The organism is Microbulbifer sp. Q7 (genome assembly GCF_001639145.1).
Lineage (GTDB): Bacteria > Pseudomonadota > Gammaproteobacteria > Pseudomonadales > Cellvibrionaceae > Microbulbifer.
Genome location: NZ_LROY01000001.1, coordinates 1,331,861 through 1,354,096, shown reverse-complemented (window position 1 = coordinate 1,354,096; position 22,236 = coordinate 1,331,861). Strand labels below are relative to the sequence as shown.

General features: G+C 61.3%; 21 protein-coding genes and 1 other RNA gene. 12 read left to right on the top strand and 10 right to left on the bottom strand.

The annotated features are described in order from the left end of the window. Positions 1-74: 74 nt before the first annotated feature. From pdsR to rpsT, 3 genes are all read left to right on the top strand, one after another. On the top strand, positions 75-767 hold the full coding sequence (gene pdsR, locus AU182_RS05520; protein ID WP_066961759.1) for a proteobacterial dedicated sortase system response regulator: 693 nt from the start codon (positions 75-77) through the stop codon (positions 765-767). 30 nt (positions 768-797) lie between these two features. Next, on the top strand, positions 798-2,864 hold the full coding sequence (locus AU182_RS05515) for an ATP-binding protein (RefSeq protein ID WP_066961752.1): 2,067 nt from the start codon (positions 798-800) through the stop codon (positions 2,862-2,864). A 154-nt stretch (positions 2,865-3,018) separates the two neighbouring features. Next, positions 3,019-3,285: a 30S ribosomal protein S20 gene (gene rpsT, locus AU182_RS05510; protein WP_043320846.1), complete on the top strand. Its 267-nt coding sequence runs from the start codon at positions 3,019-3,021 to the stop codon at positions 3,283-3,285. 116 nt (positions 3,286-3,401) lie between these two features. Here rpsT and proB read toward each other — a convergent pair whose 3' ends face one another. From proB to rplU, 4 genes are all read right to left on the bottom strand, one after another. Then, a complete protein-coding gene (gene proB, locus AU182_RS05505; RefSeq protein ID WP_066961749.1) occupies positions 3,402-4,535 on the bottom strand; it encodes a glutamate 5-kinase in 1,134 nt (377 codons plus the stop codon). A 73-nt stretch (positions 4,536-4,608) separates the two neighbouring features. Then, the gene (gene cgtA / locus AU182_RS05500; RefSeq protein ID WP_066961747.1) at positions 4,609-5,814 is read right to left on the bottom strand and encodes an Obg family GTPase CgtA; all 1,206 of its coding nucleotides are present in this window, start codon (positions 5,812-5,814) and stop codon (positions 4,609-4,611) included. A 103-nt stretch (positions 5,815-5,917) separates the two neighbouring features. Continuing rightward, on the bottom strand, positions 5,918-6,175 hold the full coding sequence (rpmA, locus tag AU182_RS05495; RefSeq protein WP_010132157.1) for a 50S ribosomal protein L27: 258 nt from the start codon (positions 6,173-6,175) through the stop codon (positions 5,918-5,920). 31 nt (positions 6,176-6,206) lie between these two features. After that, a complete protein-coding gene (rplU, locus tag AU182_RS05490; RefSeq protein WP_010132159.1) occupies positions 6,207-6,518 on the bottom strand; it encodes a 50S ribosomal protein L21 in 312 nt (103 codons plus the stop codon). 337 nt (positions 6,519-6,855) lie between these two features. On the opposite strand from rplU, the gene ispB reads away from it, so the two are divergent. After that, a complete protein-coding gene (ispB, locus tag AU182_RS05485) occupies positions 6,856-7,818 on the top strand; it encodes an octaprenyl diphosphate synthase (protein ID WP_066961743.1) in 963 nt (320 codons plus the stop codon). A 71-nt stretch (positions 7,819-7,889) separates the two neighbouring features. Here ispB and dnaJ read toward each other — a convergent pair whose 3' ends face one another. The 3 genes from dnaJ to grpE all read right to left on the bottom strand — a co-directional run bounded on the left by dnaJ (position 7,890) and on the right by grpE (position 11,814). Beyond that, positions 7,890-9,014, bottom strand: a complete 1,125-nt coding sequence (dnaJ, locus tag AU182_RS05480; RefSeq protein WP_066961740.1) for a molecular chaperone DnaJ — start codon at positions 9,012-9,014, stop codon at positions 7,890-7,892. Between the two features lie 113 nt (positions 9,015-9,127). Next, complete coding sequence (gene dnaK / locus AU182_RS05475; protein ID WP_066961739.1) at positions 9,128-11,071, bottom strand: molecular chaperone DnaK; 1,944 nt, start codon at positions 11,069-11,071, stop codon at positions 9,128-9,130. Positions 11,072-11,202: 131 nt separating this feature from the next. Further along, positions 11,203-11,814 (bottom strand): nucleotide exchange factor GrpE, encoded by a 612-nt coding sequence (gene grpE, locus AU182_RS05470; protein ID WP_082859228.1) that lies wholly within the window; start codon positions 11,812-11,814, stop codon positions 11,203-11,205. Between the two features lie 292 nt (positions 11,815-12,106). Between grpE and recN the strand changes: the two genes are divergently transcribed. Both recN and AU182_RS05460 read left to right on the top strand, forming a co-directional pair. Next, positions 12,107-13,759 (top strand): DNA repair protein RecN, encoded by a 1,653-nt coding sequence (gene recN, locus AU182_RS05465; protein WP_066961737.1) that lies wholly within the window; start codon positions 12,107-12,109, stop codon positions 13,757-13,759. A gap of 166 nt (positions 13,760-13,925) precedes the next feature. Beyond that, positions 13,926-14,519: a 1-acyl-sn-glycerol-3-phosphate acyltransferase gene (locus AU182_RS05460; protein WP_066961735.1), complete on the top strand. Its 594-nt coding sequence runs from the start codon at positions 13,926-13,928 to the stop codon at positions 14,517-14,519. Positions 14,520-14,608: 89 nt separating this feature from the next. Here the strand turns inward: AU182_RS05460 and fur are convergent, their stop codons facing one another. Then, a complete protein-coding gene (fur, locus tag AU182_RS05455) occupies positions 14,609-15,019 on the bottom strand; it encodes a ferric iron uptake transcriptional regulator (RefSeq protein WP_066961733.1) in 411 nt (136 codons plus the stop codon). Between the two features lie 354 nt (positions 15,020-15,373). Between fur and AU182_RS05450 the strand changes: the two genes are divergently transcribed. Next, the gene (locus AU182_RS05450) at positions 15,374-15,718 is read left to right on the top strand and encodes an outer membrane protein assembly factor BamE (protein WP_066961730.1); all 345 of its coding nucleotides are present in this window, start codon (positions 15,374-15,376) and stop codon (positions 15,716-15,718) included. A gap of 33 nt (positions 15,719-15,751) precedes the next feature. Here the strand turns inward: AU182_RS05450 and AU182_RS05445 are convergent, their stop codons facing one another. After that, a complete protein-coding gene (locus AU182_RS05445; RefSeq protein WP_066961727.1) occupies positions 15,752-16,081 on the bottom strand; it encodes an RnfH family protein in 330 nt (109 codons plus the stop codon). Further along, positions 16,078-16,518 carry a type II toxin-antitoxin system RatA family toxin gene (locus tag AU182_RS05440; RefSeq protein WP_066961725.1) on the bottom strand — a complete coding sequence of 147 codons (441 nt, stop codon included), beginning with the start codon at positions 16,516-16,518 and terminating at the stop codon, positions 16,078-16,080. Before AU182_RS05440 ends, AU182_RS05445 begins: the two co-directional genes overlap by 4 nt. A 191-nt stretch (positions 16,519-16,709) precedes the next feature. Between AU182_RS05440 and AU182_RS05435 the strand changes: the two genes are divergently transcribed. The 5 genes from AU182_RS05435 to ssrA all read left to right on the top strand — a co-directional run bounded on the left by AU182_RS05435 (position 16,710) and on the right by ssrA (position 22,089). After that, the gene (locus tag AU182_RS05435) at positions 16,710-18,128 is read left to right on the top strand and encodes a sodium-dependent transporter (protein ID WP_066961722.1); all 1,419 of its coding nucleotides are present in this window, start codon (positions 16,710-16,712) and stop codon (positions 18,126-18,128) included. 45 nt (positions 18,129-18,173) lie between these two features. Then, on the top strand, positions 18,174-18,653 hold the full coding sequence (gene smpB / locus AU182_RS05430) for an SsrA-binding protein SmpB (protein WP_066961720.1): 480 nt from the start codon (positions 18,174-18,176) through the stop codon (positions 18,651-18,653). 52 nt (positions 18,654-18,705) lie between these two features. Beyond that, positions 18,706-20,052, top strand: coding sequence for a sodium-dependent transporter (locus tag AU182_RS05425; protein WP_066961717.1), 1,347 nt, complete (start codon positions 18,706-18,708; stop codon positions 20,050-20,052). A 111-nt stretch (positions 20,053-20,163) separates the two neighbouring features. Continuing rightward, a complete protein-coding gene (rlmD, locus tag AU182_RS05420; RefSeq protein ID WP_082859227.1) occupies positions 20,164-21,567 on the top strand; it encodes a 23S rRNA (uracil(1939)-C(5))-methyltransferase RlmD in 1,404 nt (467 codons plus the stop codon). 132 nt (positions 21,568-21,699) lie between these two features. Then, positions 21,700-22,089: a transfer-messenger RNA gene (ssrA, locus tag AU182_RS05415) on the top strand. Positions 22,090-22,236 lie beyond the last annotated feature (147 nt).

The following is a 22,236-nucleotide window of genomic DNA, read 5'->3' as shown; positions in this document are numbered from 1 at the left end:
CTATTGCCCCGCTGATCGGGCATGATTTTCCGCGCACCTAAATCAATAAACGGTTAACAACCCGTCGGAACCCCATGAGCAGCCCCACCATCGCCATCGTCGAAGACGAACTCGCCATCGCCGAAAACTATCGCGATGCCCTGCGCCGTACCGGCTACCAGGTCAACCTTTACCACACCCGCCCGGAGGCGCTGGCCGCTTTTCAGCAACGGCTGCCGGACCTGGCCGTGATCGATGTGGGGCTGGGCGCAGAGATCGAGGGCGGCTTCGACCTGTGCCGGGAACTGCGCGCCATGGCGCCCACCCTGCCGATTCTGTTTCTCACCGCGCGCGACTCGGAGCTGGACATCATTTCGGGACTGAGGCTCGGGGCTGACGACTACCTCACCAAAGACATCTCCCTGCCCCACATGCAGGCGCGAATCAGCGCCTTGCTGCGTCGGGTGAGCGTGATGCAGTCGCAAAGTGACGAGGGCGAAACCCTCACTCAGGGCGATCTGACGCTGGATGTGTCGCGCCTGCACTGCCACTGGAAAGAGCAACCGGTAGACCTGACGGTGACCGAATTCTGGATCGTACACGCCCTCGCCAAGCGCCCCGGCCATGTGAAATCCCGCAGCCAGCTGATGGAAGCGGCACGGGTGGTGCTCGATGACAACACCATCACGTCCCACGTAAAACGCATCCGGCGCAAGTTTCAGGCCATCGACAGCAGTTTTGACGCCATCGGCACCGCCTATGGCATGGGTTATCGCTGGCAGGTTTAGCCGCGACCGCCCCCACTCAGGCTTGCCCCTATGAATCTGCGTCGCCAACTGGTCTTGCTCAGCCTTTGCACCCTGGCCCTGCCCTGGGCGGGCTGTCAGTACCTGCGGCAGGTGGACAAGGCCCTCAGCCAGGGGCAAATCCAGACCCTAGAAGCCACCGGCAACGCCATCGCCGCGCGCCTCGCCAGCGCCCCGGAGCTCATCGCCCCCGACCCCCGCCGCACCGGCAGGCCGCCGGGTGCCCAGCTGTACCTGAACTCGCTGCCGCACGCACCGGTGCTCGATGGCTACGGCGAGGAGTGGCGCGCGCTCAAGCTGCGCCCGCGCCCTTTGCCAGACCAACACGGCCAGCCCTTGGCGCAGGCCACCCTCGGCAAGCACGGCAGCCAGGTGTATCTGTTACTGACCGCAAGGGACCGCAGCCCCAGCTATCACGACCCGCGCACCGCCAGCCTGTCCAGTGGCGACACCGTGGAAATCCATACCGCCCAGCATCAATACACCCTGCCGGTGGCCAGCCAGGGGCCGGTGCGAGCGCTTTATTACAATCCCCGGCGCGGCGACTACGAGCGAGAGCTGCGGCTGCGCGGGCGCTGGACCGCCTCCCCCGGGGGCTACCAGCTGGAACTCGCGCTGCCCTACGCCCTCACCGATGGCGAACTCGCCATCCGGGTGCTCGACCGCACACAGAGCGATGCCGGCAGCCCCGCCCGTCACGCCACCACGCTCCCCGCCGACGGGCGTCCCGGCGCCCTGGTAGAGCCCCTGCCCGCCCTGCAGCAGGAGCTGGAGCACTTCGCGCGCCCGGCACTGCAACTGACCGTTGTCGACCAGGAAGGCTTTGTTCTGGCGCGCTCCGGCGCCATATCCGGGCAACAGCGGGCGGAGGACGGCACCCCGCCGGCCGAGGGGCGCTGGCTGCGCAACTGGTTCTACCGCCAGATACTGGGCAGTGATCGCCTGCCGCCTCTGCCGGATGGTGCATATCCGGCGACACTGACCGAGAACCGGGAAACTGCCTCGCTCTGGTTTAGCGCCCCCGAAGACGACCTCGATTCCGCGGCAGACAACCGCGTGGGTGCCGTGAGCGTGCCGGTGGTCACCCGCGCCGACGACATCATCGAGCGCCCGCTGCTTGGCCGTGTCATCGCCGCCCAGTCGGCCAGTGCCCTGCAATCCCTGACAGAATCCGCCGCGCGGCGCCTGTGGCTCATCACCGCCGGCGCCGCAGGCCTGGTCCTGCTGCTGCTACTGGGTTACGCCAGCTGGCTGTCGTGGCGCATCCGGCGCCTGCACCGCGCGGCGCGCACTGCGGTAGATGCCAGTGGCCGCCTGCGTGGTGACTTCCCTCGGCCCTACCTTAACGACGAACTCGGCGCCCTCAATCGCGCCTTCGCCAGCCTGCTGGCGGAACTGGACCACTACCACCAGTACCTGCGCAGCCTCGCGAGCAAGCTTTCCCACGAACTGCGCACCCCGCTGGCGGTTGTGCGCTCATCCCTCGACAACTTGAACGCGGGCGCACTGAGCGAAGAGAGCCGGCGCTACGCCGAGCGCGCCGCAGACGGGGGTGCGCGCCTGTCGGCGATTCTCAACGCGCTGTCGGCCGCCAACCATCTGGAGGCCAGCATCAGTCAGGCGGAGCGGGAAGAGTTCGATCTGCACGACCTGCTGCAGCTACTCAGCCAAAGCTATGCCGACGCCCACCCCGAGCACCACTTTGCGTTGCGCAGTCCCGAGGGGGAACAGCGTTTCTACGGGGCGCCGGAGCTACTGGCACAGCTGCTGGACAAGCTCGCCGATAACGCGGTGAGCTTTGCCCCCGCGGGCACCACCATTCAGCTGGAACTGGACGCGACCGCCACCGCCTACACCCTCCGCGTCAGCAACGACGGCCCGCTACTGCCAGCCGGCTTTGGCCAGAAGCTGTTCGACTCCCTGGTTTCTGTGCGCGATGACGGCGGCAAGGCGGGGCATCTGGGGCTTGGATTACACATCGCGCGGCTGATTGCCGACTTTCACCACGGGGAACTTCACGCCGCCAATCGAGCGGATGGCAGTGGCGTCGTATTTACCCTGATCCTGCCGCGCCCGTGACTGATGTGCGAGGTTTATCCGCCATCGCCCACACAGTCACAAACAGCTAACCCCGGCGGTTGACAAACAACCAACGCTGGGGATAATGTCGCGTCCCAAACGGGCCCCCGGCCCGAATGTTCGAGATTTTATAGATTCCAGACAGGAGCAACCGGTGGCCAACTCACCCCAAGCGAAGAAACGCGCGCGCCAGAACGAAAAGCGCCGCAATCACAACGCCAGCCTGCGCTCCATGGTGCGCACCTACATCAAAAAGGTAGTTGCGGCCATTGATGCAGGTGATGCGGAAAAAGCCAAGACTGCCTACGAAGCCGCTGTGCCGGTGATCGACCGTATGGCTGACAAGGGCATCATTCACAAGAACAAGGCTGCTCGTCACAAGAGCCGCCTGAATGCCCAGATCAAGAAGCTGGCTGCTTAAGCCACCGCTTCCTGAGCGCAAAAAACCCCGCTAATGCGGGGTTTTTTATTGCCGGAAAGAAACTACCAAGAGCCGACGAGAAGGTTTCGATACCGGTTAAAGATCAAAAAGAAAGCCTAGAGCAGAATCAGGTTGTCGCGGTGAATCAGCTCATCGCCGTCGCGGTAACCGAGCAGCTCGACAATACGCTCCGACGGCTGGCCGCAGATTTTTTGCGCCTCGCCACTGTCGTAATTCACCAGGCCACGGGCCACCTCTTCGCCAGCCTCGTTGACACAGCTCACCAGCTCGCCGCGGTGAAAGCGCCCCTCCGCTGCCACCACACCCACCGGCAACAGGCTCTTGCCCTGCTCCCGCAGCGCGCGCTCCGCACCGGCGTCCAGCCGCAGGCGACCGCGCACCTGTAGCTGGCCAGCCAACCAGCGCTTGCGCGCCGTCAGAGGGTCGGCCTCTGGCAACAGCAGCGTGCCCAAATCTTCTCCCGCTACCACACGCTCAATCACCGATTCATTGGTGCCGCCCACAATCACCGTGCGGGCTCCGGAGCGGGCCGCGAGCTGCGCCGCGCGCACCTTGGTGGCCATACCACCACGCCCGAGGCCGCTGCGGGAATCACCAGCCATCGCCGCCAGGCGCGGGTCGGTGGCGACCGCCTCACGCACCAGCTCGGCAGCGGGGTTGTCGCGGGGGTCGGCAGTAAACAGGCCGTCGGCATCGGTGAGGATCAGCAGCACATCCGCCTCCACCAGGTTCGCCACCAGCGCCCCCAGGGTGTCGTTGTCACCGAAACGAATTTCGTCGGTGACCACCGTGTCATTTTCATTGATCACCGGCACCGCGCCGAGGGAGAGCAGCGTGCGCAGGGTACTGCGCGCATTGAGATAACGGGTGCGATTGGAGAGGTCGTCGTGGTCCAGCAGGATCTGCGCGGTACGTATGTCGTACTGGCCAAACGCGTGCTCGTACACCTGCACCAGATGGCTCTGGCCCACGGCGGCGGCCGCCTGCAACTGGTGCATGGACTCCGGGCGCCGGCGCCACCCGAGGCGGTCCATGCCCGCCGCCACGGCACCGGAGGAGACCAGTACCACCTCGATGCCCTGGCGGCGCAGGGCGCTGATCTGCCCCGCCCAGTTGTAAATAGCCGCACGATTCACACCGCGACCATTGTCCGTGAGCAGCGCACTGCCGATTTTAATGACCCAGCGTTTGCCGGTAGAGAGCTGTTGGCGCGACGAGATGGGGTCCATTTCTTCCTCGTATGGGGGCGCACCTCTGCGCGAAAACCCTTAAACAGGATTTTCCGCTGCAGGGGCAGATAAATCAGGGACGATATTCTACATCGACGTCATAGTCATCGTCGTCCCAATCTTCATCATCTTCGTCAGATTCTTGCGCCGCTTTGCGTTTTGCCCGCTGCGCCTCGCGCAAATGCTCGATACGCTCGCGTGCCTCGCGCTGCATCTGACGCTGCGCTTCCTGCTCCGCCTCGTACAGGTCGCCGTCCAGCTCTTCCATCTCCTTGCGCTCTTCCAGGTAGTCCATCAACTGGCCGGAAAGCACATCGGTACCCTCCCCGCGAATGGCGGCGACACGGAATACCGGGCCCTGCCAACCGAGCGCATTGACCACCGACTGGCAACGCTCTTCCAGCTCGTCCGCCGGCACCAGGTCGGTCTTGTTCAGTACCAGCCAGCGCTCGCGCTTGGCCAGGGTGGGGCTGAAGGCCTCCAGTTCGCGCTCGATCGCCAGCGCATTCTGCGCGGGGTCCGAGCCGTCAAACGGCGCCAGGTCCACCAGGTGCAGCAGTACACGGCAGCGGGTCAGGTGCTTCAGGAAGCGAATACCGAGGCCGGCACCTTCCGCCGCACCCTCGATCAATCCGGGAATATCCGCAATCACAAAGCTGCGGTACTTCTGCACCTTCACCACACCGAGGTTCGGCACCAGGGTGGTAAACGGATAATTGGCCACCTTGGGCTTGGCCGCCGATACCGCACGAATGAACGTGGACTTGCCCGCATTGGGCAGGCCAAGCATGCCCACATCCGCCAGCACCTTCAGCTCCAGCTTGATATTGCGGCGCTCACCCTCGCTACCGGGGGACGTCTGGCGCGGCGCGCGATTGGTACTGGACTTGAACCGGGTATTGCCGAGCCCGTGCCAGCCGCCCTGCGCCACCAGCAGTTTCTCGCCGGGCTCCAGCAGGTCGCCGAGGGTTTCACCGGTATCTACATCGATCGCGGTGGTGCCCACCGGCACCTTGAGCTCCAGGCTTTCACCCTTGGCACCGGTGCAGTTGCGACCGCGCCCAGCCTCGCCGTTCTGGGCCTGGTAGTTGGGCTGGTAGCGGTAGTCCACTAGGGTATTCAGTGACTCATCAGCCACCAGATACACGGAGCCGCCATCGCCGCCATCGCCACCGTCGGGGCCGCCTTTGGCGACGAATTTCTCCCGTCGAAAGCTCAAGCATCCCTTACCGCCGTTGCCGGCCTGCACCGTGATCGGCGCTTCATCTACAAATTTCATGACTCTACTTACCGGGGGTATCCGGTCTTCAGTGTAATTTGCGGCAGATCAAACCAAAAAAGCCCCGCAAATGCGGGGCTTTTCGATCAGGCATTATGACCGCTTAGGCTGTTTCGATAGAAACAAACTTACGGTTGTTGGCGCCCTTCACCTCAAACTTCACTACGCCATCGGCGGTAGCGAACAGGGTGTGATCTTTGCCCATACCAACGTTAACGCCAGCGTGGAACTTGGTGCCACGTTGACGAACGATGATGCTGCCTGCGGAAACCGCTTGGCCGCCAAAGCGCTTAACGCCCAGGCGTTTACTTTCGGAATCGCGACCATTGCGCGTACTACCGCCAGCTTTCTTATGTGCCATGAGTAGTTACTCCTCTTCTATTACCTGGTGATTAGCCTTTGATGCCAGTGATTTTAACTTCGGTGTACCACTGACGGTGGCCTTGACGCTTCATGGAGTGCTTACGACGACGGAATTTGATGATTCTCACTTTCTCGCCGCGGCCGTGGCTCAGCACTTCTGCAGTCACCTTGGCACCTTCCACAACCGGTGCACCAATGTTGATGGTGTCACCGTTGACTACCATCAGAACCTTGTCGAAATCGACAGATTCACCAGTAGCAACTTCAATTTTTTCCAGGCGCAGTACTTCGCCTTCTTCTACACGGTGTTGTTTGCCACCGCTTTCGATAACAGCGTACATATCTCTATGCTCCAAAATGGACGACACGAAGCAGCGGCCAGGTCTATATTGTGACCATATAGCCAGCATTTTGGGAGCTTGCGCCGTTGGTGTTGAAAACGTCTTTCCAGCTCAACCTGGTCCGTGTCCTGTAACCACAGGCAGGGCCCGGTTCAAGCGGGGCGCAGATTCTAATCAATTCGCCCGGTTGATACAATAGCGCGTTTTTCGGACAGGCCAAGGGAGCAAGGCAGCGGTCATCGCAGCCCTATCTTGCCCCACCTGCCTTTCCGCCCGCGACCAAAACGGCTAGTCTTGCCGCCGTGAGAGATAATGAGCGCAGTATAAGGAACCCAGAATGTTGCCCTTCCACCAGGTAGCCGCCGACGACTTTGCGGCCGTCAACCAACGTATCATTGATCAGCTGCACTCCGACGTCCCGCTTGTGGAAAACATCGGACACTATCTGGTTGAGGCCGGCGGCAAGCGCCTGCGCCCGCTGCTGGTGCTGCTGTGCAGCCGCGCAGCCGGCTATAAAGGCGACAACCACATCACCCTGGCCGCCATCATTGAATTTATCCACACCGCTACCCTGCTGCACGATGACGTGGTGGACACCTCCGATATGCGCCGCGGCCGCATCACCGCCAATGCCCAGTGGGGCAACGCCCCGGCTGTACTGGTGGGCGACTTCCTCTACTCCCGCGCCTTCCAGATGATGGTAGCCCTCAAGGATATGGACATCATGTCCATTCTGTCCGACACCACCAACACCATTGCCGAGGGCGAGGTGCAGCAGCTGGTCAACGCCGGCGATCCGGCGGTCACGGAAGCAAACTACCTGACGGTGATCCACAAGAAGACCGGCGCCCTGTTTGAGGCAGCCTGTGAAACCGCCGCCGTGCTGGCCGGCTGCAGTGAGGACGAGCGCAAATCGCTCAAGCTGTACGGGCGCCACCTGGGCTCCGCCTTCCAGCTGGTGGACGACGCCCTGGACTATCGCGGCAACGCCGAGGAACTGGGCAAGAATGTGGGCGACGACCTGGCCGAAGGAAAGCCCACCCTGCCCCTAATCCACGCCATGGCCAACGGCACCGCCGAGCAGGCCGCACTGGTGCGCGAGGCCATTGAGCAGAAGAGCGCAGACAAGCTTGCGGAGGTTGTGGCGGTGATCGACGCCTGCGGTGCTCTGGACTACACCCTGGAGCGGGCCCGCGCCGAGGTCGACCTGGCACTGGAAAAACTGGAGTTCCTGCCGGAGAGCGCGCACAAGACGGCGCTACAGCAGCTGGCCAGCTTCGCCATCGAGCGAACGGTCTGATCACTTCCCTGCACCCATAAAAAAAACCCGGCAGCAACGCCGGGTTTTTTTATGGGTACGCCCTTGAAGCCTTACAGCTTCATGTCGCCGAAGAAGCTCTTCACCCCTTCAAACCAGCCGGTCTGGCGGGGAGAGTTTTTCTTCTCGCTCAGGGTATCGGCAAACGCCTCCAGCAGCTCCTTCTGCTTGGCGCTCAGGTTGACCGGGGTCTCCACCACCACCCGGCACAAAAGGTCGCCCGGCGCACCGCCGCGCACCGGGGTTACCCCCTTGCCGCGCAGACGGAACAATTTGCCGGTCTGGCTTTCCGCGGGAATCTTCAGCTTGACCTTGCCTTCCAGCGTGGGCACTTCCATCTCGCCACCGAGGGCAGCGGTGACGAAGCTGATGGGCACTTCGCAGTACAGGTTCTTGCCATCGCGCTGGAACAGCTCGTGCTCACGCACCATCACCTGTACGTACAGGTCGCCTGCGGGCCCGCCATCGGGCCCCGCCTCACCTTCGCCGGCGAGACGGATGCGGTCACCGGTATCCACACCCGGCGGTACCTTGACCGACAGGGTCTTGGTCTCTTCCACCCGGCCGCGGCCGTGACAGCTACCGCAGGGGTCACTGATGACGGTACCGCGCCCGCGACAGTTGGGGCAGGTCTGCTGTACCGAGAAGAAGCCCTGCTGCATACGCACCTGGCCGGCGCCACCACAGGTACCACAGGTCTGGGGCTGGGAGCCGGCCTTGGCACCGGAGCCGTGGCAGGTGCCACAGTTGGCCAGGGTCGGCACCTTGATCTTGACGGTGGTGCCGCGCACCGCGTCTTCCAGATCCAGGTCCAGGTCATAGCGCAGGTCGGAACCGCGCTGGGGGCCGCGACGGCCGCCGCCAGCGCCGCCGCCAAAGATATCGCCGAACACGTCGCCGAAAATATCGGAGAATCCACCGAAGCCGCCGGCACCCGCACCGCCAGCCTGCCCCTCGACGCCGGCGTGGCCGAACTGGTCGTAGGCCGCCTTCTTCTGCGGATCGGACAGGACTTCGTAGGCCTCGTTGGCCTCCTTGAACTTGTTCTCCGCCTCTTTATCGTCAGGATTGCGGTCCGGGTGAAACTTCATCGCCACCCGGCGGTAAGCCTTTTTCAGCTCTTTTTCATCCGCACCCTTGCTGACGCCAAGGACTTCGTAGTAATCGCGTTTGGACATAGCTCTGTGTGTTCTTTTTAAACTGCAGAAGGCGCGAGAGCCCAGTGTGAGCGCCCGCGCCTTTTTGTATCACCCTGCCGACAGCTGCCGGCAGGGCAGAGACAAGTGGTTGATTACTTGTCTTCTTTCTTGTCGTCTTTGACTTCTTCGAACTCGGCATCCACTGCGTCGTCACCGCCAGACTTACCACCTGAACTCGCCTGCTCGGCCTGTTCCGCGGCCGCTTCGCTGGCTTGCGCCTGCTCCGCGTACATCTTCTGGGCTACCGGGCCAGAGGCTTCGGTCAGCTTGGTGGTGGCTGCTTCCATAGCTGCCTTGTCGTTGCCTTTCACCGCTTCTTCCGCTTCGGAGAGCGCCGCATCAATAGCCGCTTTCTCGTCCGCGGTAGCCTTGTCGCCAGCTTCTTCCAGCGTCTTGCGCGTGGCAGAGATCAGGCCGTCGAGGGTATTGCGGGTGGTGACCAGCTCCTCGAACTGCTTGTCCGCTTCGGCGTTGGCCTCGGCGTCCTGCACCATTTTTTCGATCTCTTCATCGGACAGGCCGGAAGAGGCCTTGATCACGATGGACTGCTCCTTGCCGGTCGCCTTGTCTTTGGCGTGCACGTGCAGGATACCGTTGGCATCGATATCGAAGGTCACTTCGATCTGCGGCATGCCGCGCGGCGCCGGCGGGATGTCGGCCAGGTCGAAACGACCCAGGGACTTGTTCTGTGCCGCCTGCTTGCGCTCACCCTGCACCACGTGAATGGTCACCGCAGTCTGGTTGTCATCCGCGGTGGAGAACACCTGGGACTTTTTGGTCGGGATGGTGGTGTTCTTGTCGATCAGCGGAGTGGCCACGCCACCCATGGTTTCGATACCCAGGGTCAGCGGGGTAACGTCCAGCAGCAGTACGTCTTTCACGTCGCCGCCCAGTACCGCGCCCTGAATCGCCGCGCCCACGGCAACCGCTTCGTCCGGGTTCACGTCTTTCCGCGGCTCTTTGCCGAAGAACTCGGTCACCTTCGCCTGCACCAGCGGCATGCGAGTCTGACCGCCCACCAGAATCACTTCGTCGATGCCGGAAGCAGACAGGTCCGCGTCGGCCAGCGCGGTTTTTACCGGCTCCAGGGAGCGGGTGACCAGGTCTTCCACCAGGCTTTCCAGCTTGGCGCGGGTCAGTTTGACCACAAGATGCTTGGGACCGGTGGCGTCTGCGGTGATGTACGGCAGGTTCACTTCGGTCTGCTGGCTGGAAGACAGCTCGATCTTGGCTTTTTCCGCCGCTTCTTTCAGGCGCTGCATGGCCAGGGGATCGCCCTTCAGGTCGATGCCCTGTTCTTTCTTGAACTGCTCTGCCAGGTAGTCGATCAGGCGCAGGTCGAAGTCTTCACCACCGAGGAAGGTGTCACCGTTGGTGGACAGCACTTCAAACTGCTTCTCGCCATCGACGTCGGCGATTTCAATGATGGAGATATCGAAAGTACCACCACCCAGGTCGTAGACCGCGATGGTGCGGTCGCCGCCGGCTTTGTCCATGCCGTAGGCCAGCGCTGCCGCAGTCGGCTCGTTGATGATGCGCTTGACGTCCAGGCCGGCGATACGGCCGGCGTCTTTGGTGGCCTGACGCTGGGAGTCATTGAAGTAGGCCGGCACGGTGATTACCGCCGCGTCTACTTTCTCACCGAGGAAGTCTTCCGCGGTTTTCTTCATTTTCTTCAGTACTTCAGCAGAGATCTGCGGCGGAGCTTTCTTGTCGCCCTTCACCTCTACCCAGGCATCACCGTTTTCGGCTTCAACGATGGAGTAAGGCACCATCTTGATGTCTTTCTGTACCACGTCGTCCTTGAACTTGCGGCCGATCAGGCGCTTGACGGCGTACAGGGTGTTGGTGGGGTTGGTCACGGACTGGCGCTTGGCGGACTGGCCCACCAGCACTTCGTTGTCGTCGGTGAACGCAACGATGGAAGGGGTTGTGCGATCGCCTTCCGCGTTTTCAATTACGCGAGCCTTGTCGCCGTCCAGTACCGCCACACAGCTGTTGGTGGTACCCAGGTCGATGCCGATGATTTTTCCCATGGATCTGATTCCTCACTTTGCTGCGCGCCGGATTTCACCCTGGCTGCGCACATTTGTATTCGGTTGCTGCTTATATTGGTGCCGCCATTGGGTTTTCAAGGGCACCGCGAGCAGCGATTTAGAAATCCGCCTTACGGCGCCTTGCTGACAACGACCATCGCCGGGCGCACCAGGCGGCCGTTCAGGCGATAGCCTTTCTGGAACACGTCGAGCACCGTGTTCGGCTCCACATCCCCATTGGGCACCTGGGTCATGGCTTGGTGCAGTTCCGGATCAAAGGGCTCACCCGCCGGATTGACCACTTCCACACCGGCTTTCACCAGGGTGTCGATAAAGGACTTCTGGGTCAGCTCAATACCCTCGACCACCGCTTTTTGCGATTCATCGCTGATGTCGATGGTGGAGAGCGCACGCTCCAGGTTGTCCACAACCGGCAACAATTCCTTGATCAGCTTCTCCACACCAAACTTGTGCGCCTTTTCCACATCCTGCTGGGCGCGGCGGCGGGCATTCTGCACCTCAGCCTGGGCGCGCAGCACCATGTCTTTATGATCGGCGAGCTGCTGGTGCAGGGAGGCGATTTCCTCCTCCAGAGCAGCTTCTTTATCCGCATCCCGGTCAGCCGCCAGCTCTTCCGCCAGCGCCTCTTCGGCCGCGTGCTGTTCTTCCGCATCCGGGGTTTCCACCTCGGCGGCCTGTTCGCCGGTCTCAATCTGTTCGTCTTCGCTGCGCTCTTTGGCCACTGCTTTCTCCGTCTGTGTCCGTCGGTCTACTGCCAATTGGTCAAATCGTTGTAAAACTTGCCCGGGAACCTGTTCCGGCGCCGGGAATGCAAGGCTATATGGGGGCTGCGCCAGTCACTTCAAGAGGATGTGGCCACACGCAGGCGCAACACGGGGGCAAACGTCAGGGTAGTGTGGGGAGCGGACGCTTGCGATAGCTGATTCACGCACATTCAGCGCCCGCGATGATTGAAAGGGGGCGGCCATATACTGTATAAACAACCACTATTCGGATAGCCACGAAAATAATCTCATGTTGCTACACCTGTCTATCAGCCAATTCACCCTGGTCGACCAGTTGGAACTGGAATTCGGCCCCGGTACCAGCACCCTCACCGGCGAGACCGGCGCGGGCAAATCCATCACCCTGGATGCCCTCGGCCTCGCCCTGGGCGACCGTGGCAATGGCGAGCTGGTGCGGGCCGGTGCCAAGCGCGCAGACATTCACGCAACCTTCGATATCGCCCAGCACGCCGAGGCGCGCGCCTGGCTCGAGGAACAGGAAATGGATGCCGGGCGCGAGGTGATCCTGCGCCGCACCATCAGTGCCGATGGCCGCTCGCGGGCCTACATCAACGGCCAGCCGGTAACCCTGATGCAGCTGCGCACCCTCGGCGAGCAGTTGATCGATATCCACAGCCAGCACGAGCATCAGTCGCTGCTGAAGAAAGACACCCACCGGCGCCTGCTGGACGAATACGCCCACGCCGAAGCCCACAGCGCCGAAGTGCGTATTCACTACAAAACCTGGCAGGACCAGTACCGCCGCTACCGCAAACTGGCCGACAGCGCCGAGGAAACCCAAGCCCGCCGGGACCTGCTGGAATACCAACTGGAGGAACTCGAACAGCTCAACCTCCAGCCCAGCGAGCTGGAAGAGCTGGAAAGTGAGCAGCGCCAACTGGCCAATGCGGGCGATATCCTGAATGGCAGCTACCAGCTGGCCGCACTACTCAATGGCGGGGAAGGCGATATTGCCGAGCAGCTGCACCGCGCACTGCAACTGGTGGGCGCCATGCCGGAGCAGAGTGCGGCACTGGCAGAAGTGGCGCAGATGCTCGACAGCGCGCGCATCCAGATCGAAGAGGCCGGCAGCACCCTGTCGCGGCATATCGACCGCTTTGAGATCGACCCGGAACGCCTGGCCGAAGTGGAAGAGCGCCTCTCGGCGATTTATTCCATCGCGCGCAAACACCGGGTACAGCCTGCGCAGCTGCCCGAGCTGCAACAGCAGTGGCAGCAGGAGCTTGAGGAAATCGGCGCGCCGGATGCCCTCGACAAACTGGCTGCCGAGTGCGATGCACTGGAACAGGCATTCCGCACCAGCGCCGGCAAACTCAGCAAACTGCGTGCGGCCGCCGCCACCAGGCTCGCCGAGGCCGTCAATGCCCAGCTGGCCGACCTCGCCATGCCCCACGCCCGTGTGGAACTGGCACTGAGCCCGCTGGACAAACCCTCTGCCACCGGCCTCGAAGAAGTGGAAATCCTGATCGCCACCAACCCGGGCCAGCCGCCGCGCCCGCTCGGCAAGATTGCCTCCGGTGGCGAATTATCACGGGTCAGCCTGGCCATCCAGGTGATCACCGCGCAGACCTCGCGCACCCCCACGCTGGTGTTCGACGAGGTCGATGTGGGTATCGGCGGCGCCACCGGTGATGTGGTCGGCAAGCTGCTGCGCCAGCTGGGCGAGCGCGGGCAGGTCATCTGCGTGACCCACCTTGCACAGGTAGCGGCGCGCGCCCATCGACAATACCTGGTGGAAAAACACAGCGATGGTGACAATGCCTTTGTGGCACTGCGTGAGCTCAAGGATGAAGCGCGCTGCCGGGAGATCGCGCGCATGCTGGGGGGCGAGACCACGGCCCAGTCCCTGGCCCACGCGGAAGAAATGCTCGGCCGCAACTGACGCTCCTCAAAACCTGCCAGTCACAGATTTTCGGTCCGCAAACCCTGCGCGGGCCGAAATTGACCGCATGTGGCATAAAATTCACCTTATACTTCCGCGCCCCCGAACCATCCTCCTGCCGGGTGGGAATCCAACTACACTGACGGGCAAAGAACGCGGTCGCACCATGCAAACAACCATTTTCAATACTCCCATCGTTACACCTGTCCTGCGCCTGGTGGCGCGGCTGCTGCTGAAGCTGCACGGCTGGAAAATCGTCGCGGATGAGCGCGCGCTGAAGCTGAAAAAGTACGTACTGCTGGCCGCCCCCCACACATCTAACTGGGATGGCTACTTCTTCATCCTCGCGGCCCTCAAGCTGAAGGTGAACCCGCAGTGGATGGGCAAAGACAAACTGTTCCAGTTCCCCCTGGGCGGCACCATGCGCTGGTTTGGCGGCATTGCCGTGGATCGCAGCAAGGCCAACAATCTGGTGGAAGCCACCATTAACCAGTACAAGTCCCGCGAGGAGCTGGTGATCGCGGTGCCGCCGGAGGGCACCCGCGGTAAGTCCGAACGCTGGAAAACCGGCTTTTACCACATCGCCCGCGGTGCCGCGGTACCGGTGGTATGCGGCTTTGTCGACTTTGCGCGCAAGGAGGCTGGCCTGGGGCCGGTGATGGAGATGGGCGAGAACCTGGCCCGCGAACTGGCACGCTTTGGCGAGTACTACGCCACCAAGGTCGGCAAGTACCCCGGCGACTACACGCCTCCGGTATAAACCGCAGGCGGCAGCCAATATCAGAACCTACAAAAAAGGGGGAGCGTTAGCTCCCCCTTTTTTGTAGGTGCGAAAGAAGAGTTCGCCGTCTAGCTATCTTTCTTCTTCACATACAGCACCAGACTGTGGCCGGTCAGCTCGTAGCCGTGCTCCTCGGCGATCTGGTGCTGCAGCTCTTCAATCTTTTCATTGTGAAATTCGATCACCTTGCCGGAGTCGGTACACACCATGTGGTCGTGGTGGTCACCGCGATCCAGCTCGAACACCGAGTGGCCACCATCGAAGTTGTGGCGCATGACCAGGCCGGCGCTCTCAAACTGGGTCAGTACCCGGTACACCGTAGCCAGCCCTACATCTTCTCCAGCTTCCAGCAGCATCTTGTACACATCTTCTGCGCTGAGATGCTGTTCATTGGCACTTTCCAGCAGCTGGAGAATTTTCACTCGCGGCAGAGTGACTTTGAGGCCCGCTTTGCGCAGTTCCTGGTTTTCGTTCGACATGAGTTATTAAGTTCCGCAGTGTGCTCGTGATCGCTATATCGTCGTTCGAAATAGTCGCTTGTAATAAATGGCGCCGTGCCTGTCGGCAGGCGCACAGTTCGGGTATTATCCACGCCCAGTGAAGGCAGCGGAACCCCAGGCGCCAAATCGGCCCCAAAAGCGCGGCAATATGGCGGCTGCGGGGAACTTTATCGGTGAATTGGCGACTATTCATGTCATGTTGACTCGGGCTGTTGGGTCAACAGTGGCGGCGTCGATGTTTGCCCGTTGGTCCGCTATGCTGTCCACAGCACCGAAGCGCCGCTTCGACACCCTGAGCCAGGGACACCAATAAAAATTCAGATGGAGCATTCAATGCCATCAGTTGTACGAATTCTACTGATTACCGCACTCTGCAGCGTTGCCACGGCCTGCAGCCTGTTCAAGTTTCCCGGCGTTCACCGTATCCAGGTGCAGCAGGGCAATATCATTACCCAGGAAATGGTGGACCAGCTAAGGCCCGACATGACCCGCCGCCAGGTGCGTTTTGTACTGGGCACACCCCTACTGGAAGACACGTTTAACCCCAACCGTTGGGATTACATCAATCGTGTGCGCAGCCCCAAGGGCGAAGAGACCCAGAAGCGTTTTTCCGTGTACTTCAACGGCGACCGCCTGATCGAGACCAGCGGCGACTGGCAGCCCAGCGGCTGGCCCTGATACAACCCGGTTAACCGTCGCTCCCGGCAGGGCTCAACCGCCCTGCGCCTGCCGCTTTGCCTTCTCCGCGCGCTGCTTGCGCGCCTCCTTCGGATCGGCAATCAGCGGCCGGTACACTTCCACCCGATCCCCCGGCTGCAGCACATACTCCGCAGCCACCGCCAGGCCCTTGGTCCCCAGGGCCTGACCAAATATCCCCAGCTTCGCCGTTGCCGGGTCCACTTCCGGGTACTCCCGTGGAATCCCCGACTGCTCCAGTGCCTGCAGGGCGGTGGTGCCCGGCTCCACCAACAGGCTCATCAGGCGCTGCTCATGGGGCAGCGCGTACACCACTTCCACGGCAATGGTTTTCTGGTTGGTCATGATTCGGCTCCATAAATCTGTTTCGCCCGTTCACACATCGCATCCACCATCTGGTTGGCAATGCCGCTGAACAGCTTCCCCGCAGCGGCCCCAAGCAGCCGGTTCTGCACACTGAACTGCAGTGCGAAGCTCACCTTGCAGGCGTTCTCTGCCAGCGGCGTAAACAACCAGGTACCGCTGAATTCACTAAACGGACCGTCCACCAGCACCAGCTCCATGCGCTCCGGTCGGAACAGCCGATTGCGGGTCACAAAGCTCTGGGAGATACCCGCGCGGGACAAATCCAGCCGCGCCTCCAGCGTCTCCGCATCCCGGTGTAGTATTTCCGCGCTGCGGCACCCCGGCAGGAACTGTGGATAACTGGCGACATCATTCACCAGGTCAAACATCTGCTCTGCACTGAACATCACCAGTGCGCTGCGCTCAATATTTGTCATTGATTAAACCTTGCCCGACAACTACGGTTTTCTTGCCTATCTGGTGGGAGGCTGACCGATTTTAGCCACGGACGCTACTCAAGGCGGCTAAATCCTGCAACAATCCGTCCTTTCGACTGCAGGTAATCGCAAAGACTACCCAGTCCCACAATCATTCTGGCGACAAGAATAACAGGCAAGCGAGAAGATTTATGTCCGCAGCAAGAGAACATTTTGGCTCCCGTCTCGGGTTCGTTTTGGCCGCCGCCGGCTCCGCCGTCGGTATCGGCAACCTGGTTTCCTTTCCCGTCGCTGCCACCAAAAGTGGCGGCGGTGCGTTTTTGCTGGTGTACGCGCTGTTCGTTTTTCTGATCTGCCTGCCGGTAATGATGGCCGAACTGGCCCTGGGACGTAAATCCGACAAAGACCCGGTGGGCGCTTATCGCCAGCTTTCCGGCGGCTCGCGCCTGTGGCGCATTCCCGGCTGGTTCGCCCTGATTACCCCATTCATGATCGCCGTGTTCTACATGGTGGTGACCGTATGGATTCTTGGTTACCTGGTGGAAGTATTCAAAGGCAACCTGGGCCTGCTAGCCACCGAGGCCTACTTTGGCGAGTTCATCAATTCCAAGACCGTGTTCCTGTACCTCATCGCGCTGATGCTGATTATCAACGGCGTACTGTCGATGGGGGTAAAAGACGGTATCGAGCGGGCGGCCAAAACCCTGATGCCGATGCTGTTCGTCATGCTGCTGGTGCTGGTGCTGTTTGTACTGACCCGCGAAAACGCCATGCTGGGCGTGCAGTACTACCTGATTCCGGACTTTTCCAAGCTCACCTCGGAAGTGGTCAGCAAGGCCATGTCGCAGGCCTTCTTCTCCCTGTCTCTGGGCATGGGGATCATGATTACCTATGGCTCGTATATGAAGCGGCGCGACTCCATTCCCGGATCTGCCCGTGCCGTCGCCATTACCGATACCCTGGTGGCGTTTACCGCCGGCCTGCTGATCCTGCCGAGCATTTTCCACTTCAATCCGCAGATTGACACCACCTCCCTGAGCGATTCCTCTGCCGGCATGATTTTCCTGTTCCTGCCGAAGATCTTCCTGTCGCTGCAGGACAGCATTGGTTACGCTGGCGCCAGTATTTTCGCCGGCGCCTTCTTCTTCCTTGTATTCATTGCGGCACTGACCTCCCTGGTCTCCATCATTGAGGTGCCGGTAGCCACGCTGCGCGACGAGCGCGGCATGTCACGCCGCAAGGCCATCTACACCATTGCCGCCATCCAGCTGGTGCTGGCGGTAGGCTGCGCCATGTCCTTCGGTATGGCAGACTGGCTGACCCAGTTCGTCACCCTGGCGGGCAGTAACAAATCGTTTTTCGACTTGGTAGAAATCCTGTTTTACGACACCATACTGCCCCTCAATGGCTTGCTGGTGTGTATCTTCGTGATCTACAAGTGGAAGAAAGCCAATTTTGACGCGGAGCTGCAGGAAGGTGACAAAGCCTTTGCCGGCTCCCTGTCGCAGAAGTATGTGAACTTCTCACTGGGCACCTTCATTCCGGCAATCCTGCTGTTGATCTTTATCAACACGGTTGCACTGAAGTTTTTTGGCTCCAGTATTTTCTAATGCATGTTGCCGTACCGGCACCTGATGTACCGATAGTTAGTTTTCATGGCAAAAAAGAAAAAGGCTCCGTCCTCAAACACCATCGCCCTCAACAAGAAGGCGAAACACGATTACTTCATCGAGGAGAAGTTTGAGGCGGGCCTGGAATTACAGGGGTGGGAGGTAAAATCCTGCCGCGAGGGCAAGGCCCAGCTCACCGACAGTTACGTACTGTTCAAGGACGGGCAGGCCTGGCTGCTGGGTGCGCGTATCCAGCCGTTGGCCAGCGCCTCTACCCACTACGTCACCGAACCCGACCGCACCCGCCGCCTGCTGCTCAACCGCCGCGAGATCGCCAAGCTCTTCGCCGCCGTTAACCAGAAGGGCTACACCTGCGTGTGCACCGCGATCTACTGGAAAAAGCACCTGATCAAGTGCGAAGTTGCGCTGGCAAAGGGCAAGGCCTCTCACGACAAGCGCGAGACCGAAAAAGAGCGCGACTGGAACCGGGTGAAGCAGCGGGTAATGCGCACCGAGCACCGCTAACCGCCGAACCTGACAGCAAAACCATAACAAAAGAATAACGACGAGATTTACCATGAGTGCACCGCGAGGACAATTCAGCTCCAACTTCGGCTTTCTGATGGCCGCCGCAGGCTCCGCCGTCGGCCTCGGCAATATCTGGGGCTTCCCCACCAACGTGGCCGCCAACGGCGGCGCCGCCTTTGTGGTCGTATACCTGGTACTCGCCTTTCTGCTGGCGTATCCGGTGCTGATGGCGGAACTGTCCATTGGCCGCTACGCGCGTAGCAACATGGTAAAGGCCCTGCGCAGCATTTCTCCGGGGCCCGTGAGCCGCGGCGTGGGCACCCTGGCCGGGTTTGGCGGCATCCTCGTTGCCTCGCTCATTCTCAGCTTCTACGCCATTGTGGCCGGCTGGATGGTGGCCCATCTGGCGGACCCCTTCGCCAACCTGGTCGGCGCCACCGAAACCGCCAGCTGGCTCACCGGTGACAGCACCGCGCGCAACTTCACCTTCACCGCGATTTTCAGTGGTCTCACCATGCTGATTATTGCCAGCGGGGTTGAGAAGGGCATCGAGCGCTGGTCGACCCTGCTGATGCCGGCACTGCTTATTCTGCTGCTGCTGCTGATCGTGTATGTGCTGGCCCAGCCCGGCGCCTTCAAGGGCCTGGAAGCCTACCTGATCCCCGACTTCAGCAAGCTGTCACCACAGCTGCTGCTGTCCGCCATGGGCCAGGCCTTCTTCTCCCTGTCCCTCGGTGTTGGCACCATGCTGATCTACGGTTCCTACCTCAGCAAGCAAGAGAGTCTTCCCCGACTCGGCGCACTGGTGACCCTGATCGACGTGGGTATCGCGTTCACCGCCGGCCTGCTGATCCTGCCGGCGATGTACGTGGCCCAGGAAGCCGGCACCCAGATTTACTCCGAAGCCGGCGACCTGATTGCCGGCCCCGGCCTGATCCTGCAGGTACTGCCGGCCCTGTTCGACTCCATGGGCACCTCCGGACTGTTTGTAGCCATCGCGTTCTTCGCGCTGATGACCATCGCCTCCCTCACCTCCTCCATCTCCATGCTGGAAGTGCCGGTGGCGTTCTGCATCGAGAGCCTGAAGCTGAAACGCAAGCCCGCCACCCTGCTGATGGGCGCTCTGATCTTTGTCATCAGTACCGTCATCATTTTCAATTTTGAGGCGCTGTTTGGGCTGGTGATCTCCGCGGCAACGGAATATGGTCAGCCGCTGCTGGGCGTTGCCCTGTGTGTCTTTGCCGGCTGGATCTGGCGCCGCGACCAGCTGCTGGTGGAACTCCAGGAAGGACACCCGGGCATCGAGAACACCCTGTTCTGGAAAGTCTGGCCCTGGTACGTGCGCATCGTGTGCCCACTGCTGATCCTCGCCGCCTTCGCGCAAACTGTGCTGTAATTACCCCGATGTACCCGCCGGGCTGCCGATACGCGCAGCCCGGCGACGCTTTACCTGACCCGCGTCAGCCGAAGCCCGCCCCCCCCACCCGAGCTGCCCCGACACTAATCTATGCCTGCCAGAAAACCGCCCTCGATCTTTCGCAATCGCTCCGGCAACCGTGCATCCGGCCGGCCCGGGCAGCAACAACCCGCCCAAGGCACTCCCGAGGTCGATATCGAGCGCTTCAGTCACGAGGTACGCGGTATCGCCCGGCACCAGGGCAAGACCCTGTTTGTGGACAACGCCCTGCCCGGGGAGAAAGTGCGCATACGCTACACCGCCAGCCGCGCAAAATTCGATGAAGCGGTGGCCACGGACATCCTCAGCCCGTCTGCTGATCGCCAGTCACCACCCTGCCCCCATGCCGAAACCTGCGGCGGCTGCGCCCTCCAGCATATGCAGCCCACGGCACAGATCGCCGCGAAACAGCAGATCCTGCTGGACCAGCTGCAGCGCTTTGCCAGCGCCAGCCCGGAGCAGGTGCTGCCGCCTCTCACTGCCGACATTGCCGGTTACCGCCGCAAGGCCCGCCTCGGCGTCCGCTATGTGAAACCGCCGCACAAAAAAGGAGCCGCCAGCAAACCGCGCCTGGTGCTGGGCTTCCGCGAAAAGCGCTCCAACAACCTCACCGACATCCGCGAATGCCTGGTGATGCCGGAGTCCTTCTCCAGCCAGTTGCCGCAGCTGCGCCAGCTTATCGAGCGCTGCCAGGAGGGCCGGCAGATCTCCCATATCGAGGTCGCCGCAGGTGAAGACGCCATCGCACTGGTGGTGCGCCACCTCAAGCCCCTGCCGGACGAAGACCGCCAACGCTGGCTCGACTTCGTACAGCCACTGGGGTGGCACCTGTACCTGCAGGCTGACGACACCCAGCGCAAAGTATGGCCGGAAGACGGCGACGAACGGCTCAGCTACAAACTGCCGGAATTCGACCTCACCCTGCACTTCCACCCGCAGGACTTTGTGCAGGTGAACTTCGCCATCAACCGGCAGATGGTGCACCGCGCCATCGAACTGCTGGACCCGCAGCCCGGCGAGCGGGTGCTGGACCTGTTCTGCGGCCTTGGCAACTTCACCCTGCCACTGGCCAAACGCGCCGCCGAAGTGGTTGGCGTCGAAGGCGCCCTCGCGCTCACCCGCCGGGGCCGCGAGAATGCTGAGCACAACCAGCTCGGCAACGTGCAATTCCAGGCCGCCGACCTCACCGAAGACTTCTCCACCAGCCCCTGGGCCCGCGGCGGCTTCGACAAGATCCTACTGGACCCACCGCGCACCGGCGCCCTCGAAGTGGTGCGCAACATCGCGCACTTTGGTGCCAAACGCATCGTCTACGTCTCCTGCAACCCCGCCACCCTCGCGCGCGATACCGCGGAACTTCTGCAGCGCGGCTACCGTCTAACTAAGGCAGGGGTGATGGACATGTTCCCCCACACCACCCATGTGGAGTCCATCGCCCTGTTTGAGCGCACGTAGCCGGAAGGGCACTGAACGGTCACAAAATTGTGCCGCCACCCTATGGTGGCCAGAGACCTTCAGGTATACTGCGCAACACGCAAATGCGTTTCGAACTGACCAGCCTGCACACACTGCACGTTGGGTCGAACCGGGGATGACTTGGATTCGACGTTGGTTGCGAAACCATGGGTGCATGCCGTGAGGGTAGCGAATCACGTAAATCCAAAGCTGCATTTTATTAGTTGCCAACGACGACAACTACGGTGCCCAACTCGCTGCGTAAGCAGCTTGGAAAGCACTAACTAAGGGTTCGCCCCTTAGCGGCCTACAGTAAGGTTCCAGTACCGCGCTGCAGGCTGTCATACAGAACTGGATCGTCCTGAAGCGTGCCTGACGTGGATGGCCTAAAACTTATTCAGGCTCGCTCTTAACGTCCTGCCCGCTGGGCTGTAAAGAGCTAAATCAATAGGCGGATCTAAGCATGTAGAGCCTCTGGCAGAGTGCTGACGGACGCGGGTTCGACTCCCGCCATCTCCACCAAACAATCGTCTAAGACGACCTCAAAAAGCCTCGAAAGCCCAGTGTTTTCGGGGCTTTTGCTTATCTGGACTGTCTCAGTTAGTCTAACGCAACCCCACCAAATCTAGCCGTTTTGGGTGGGGTTAATGGTGGGATTCTGGAATCCCG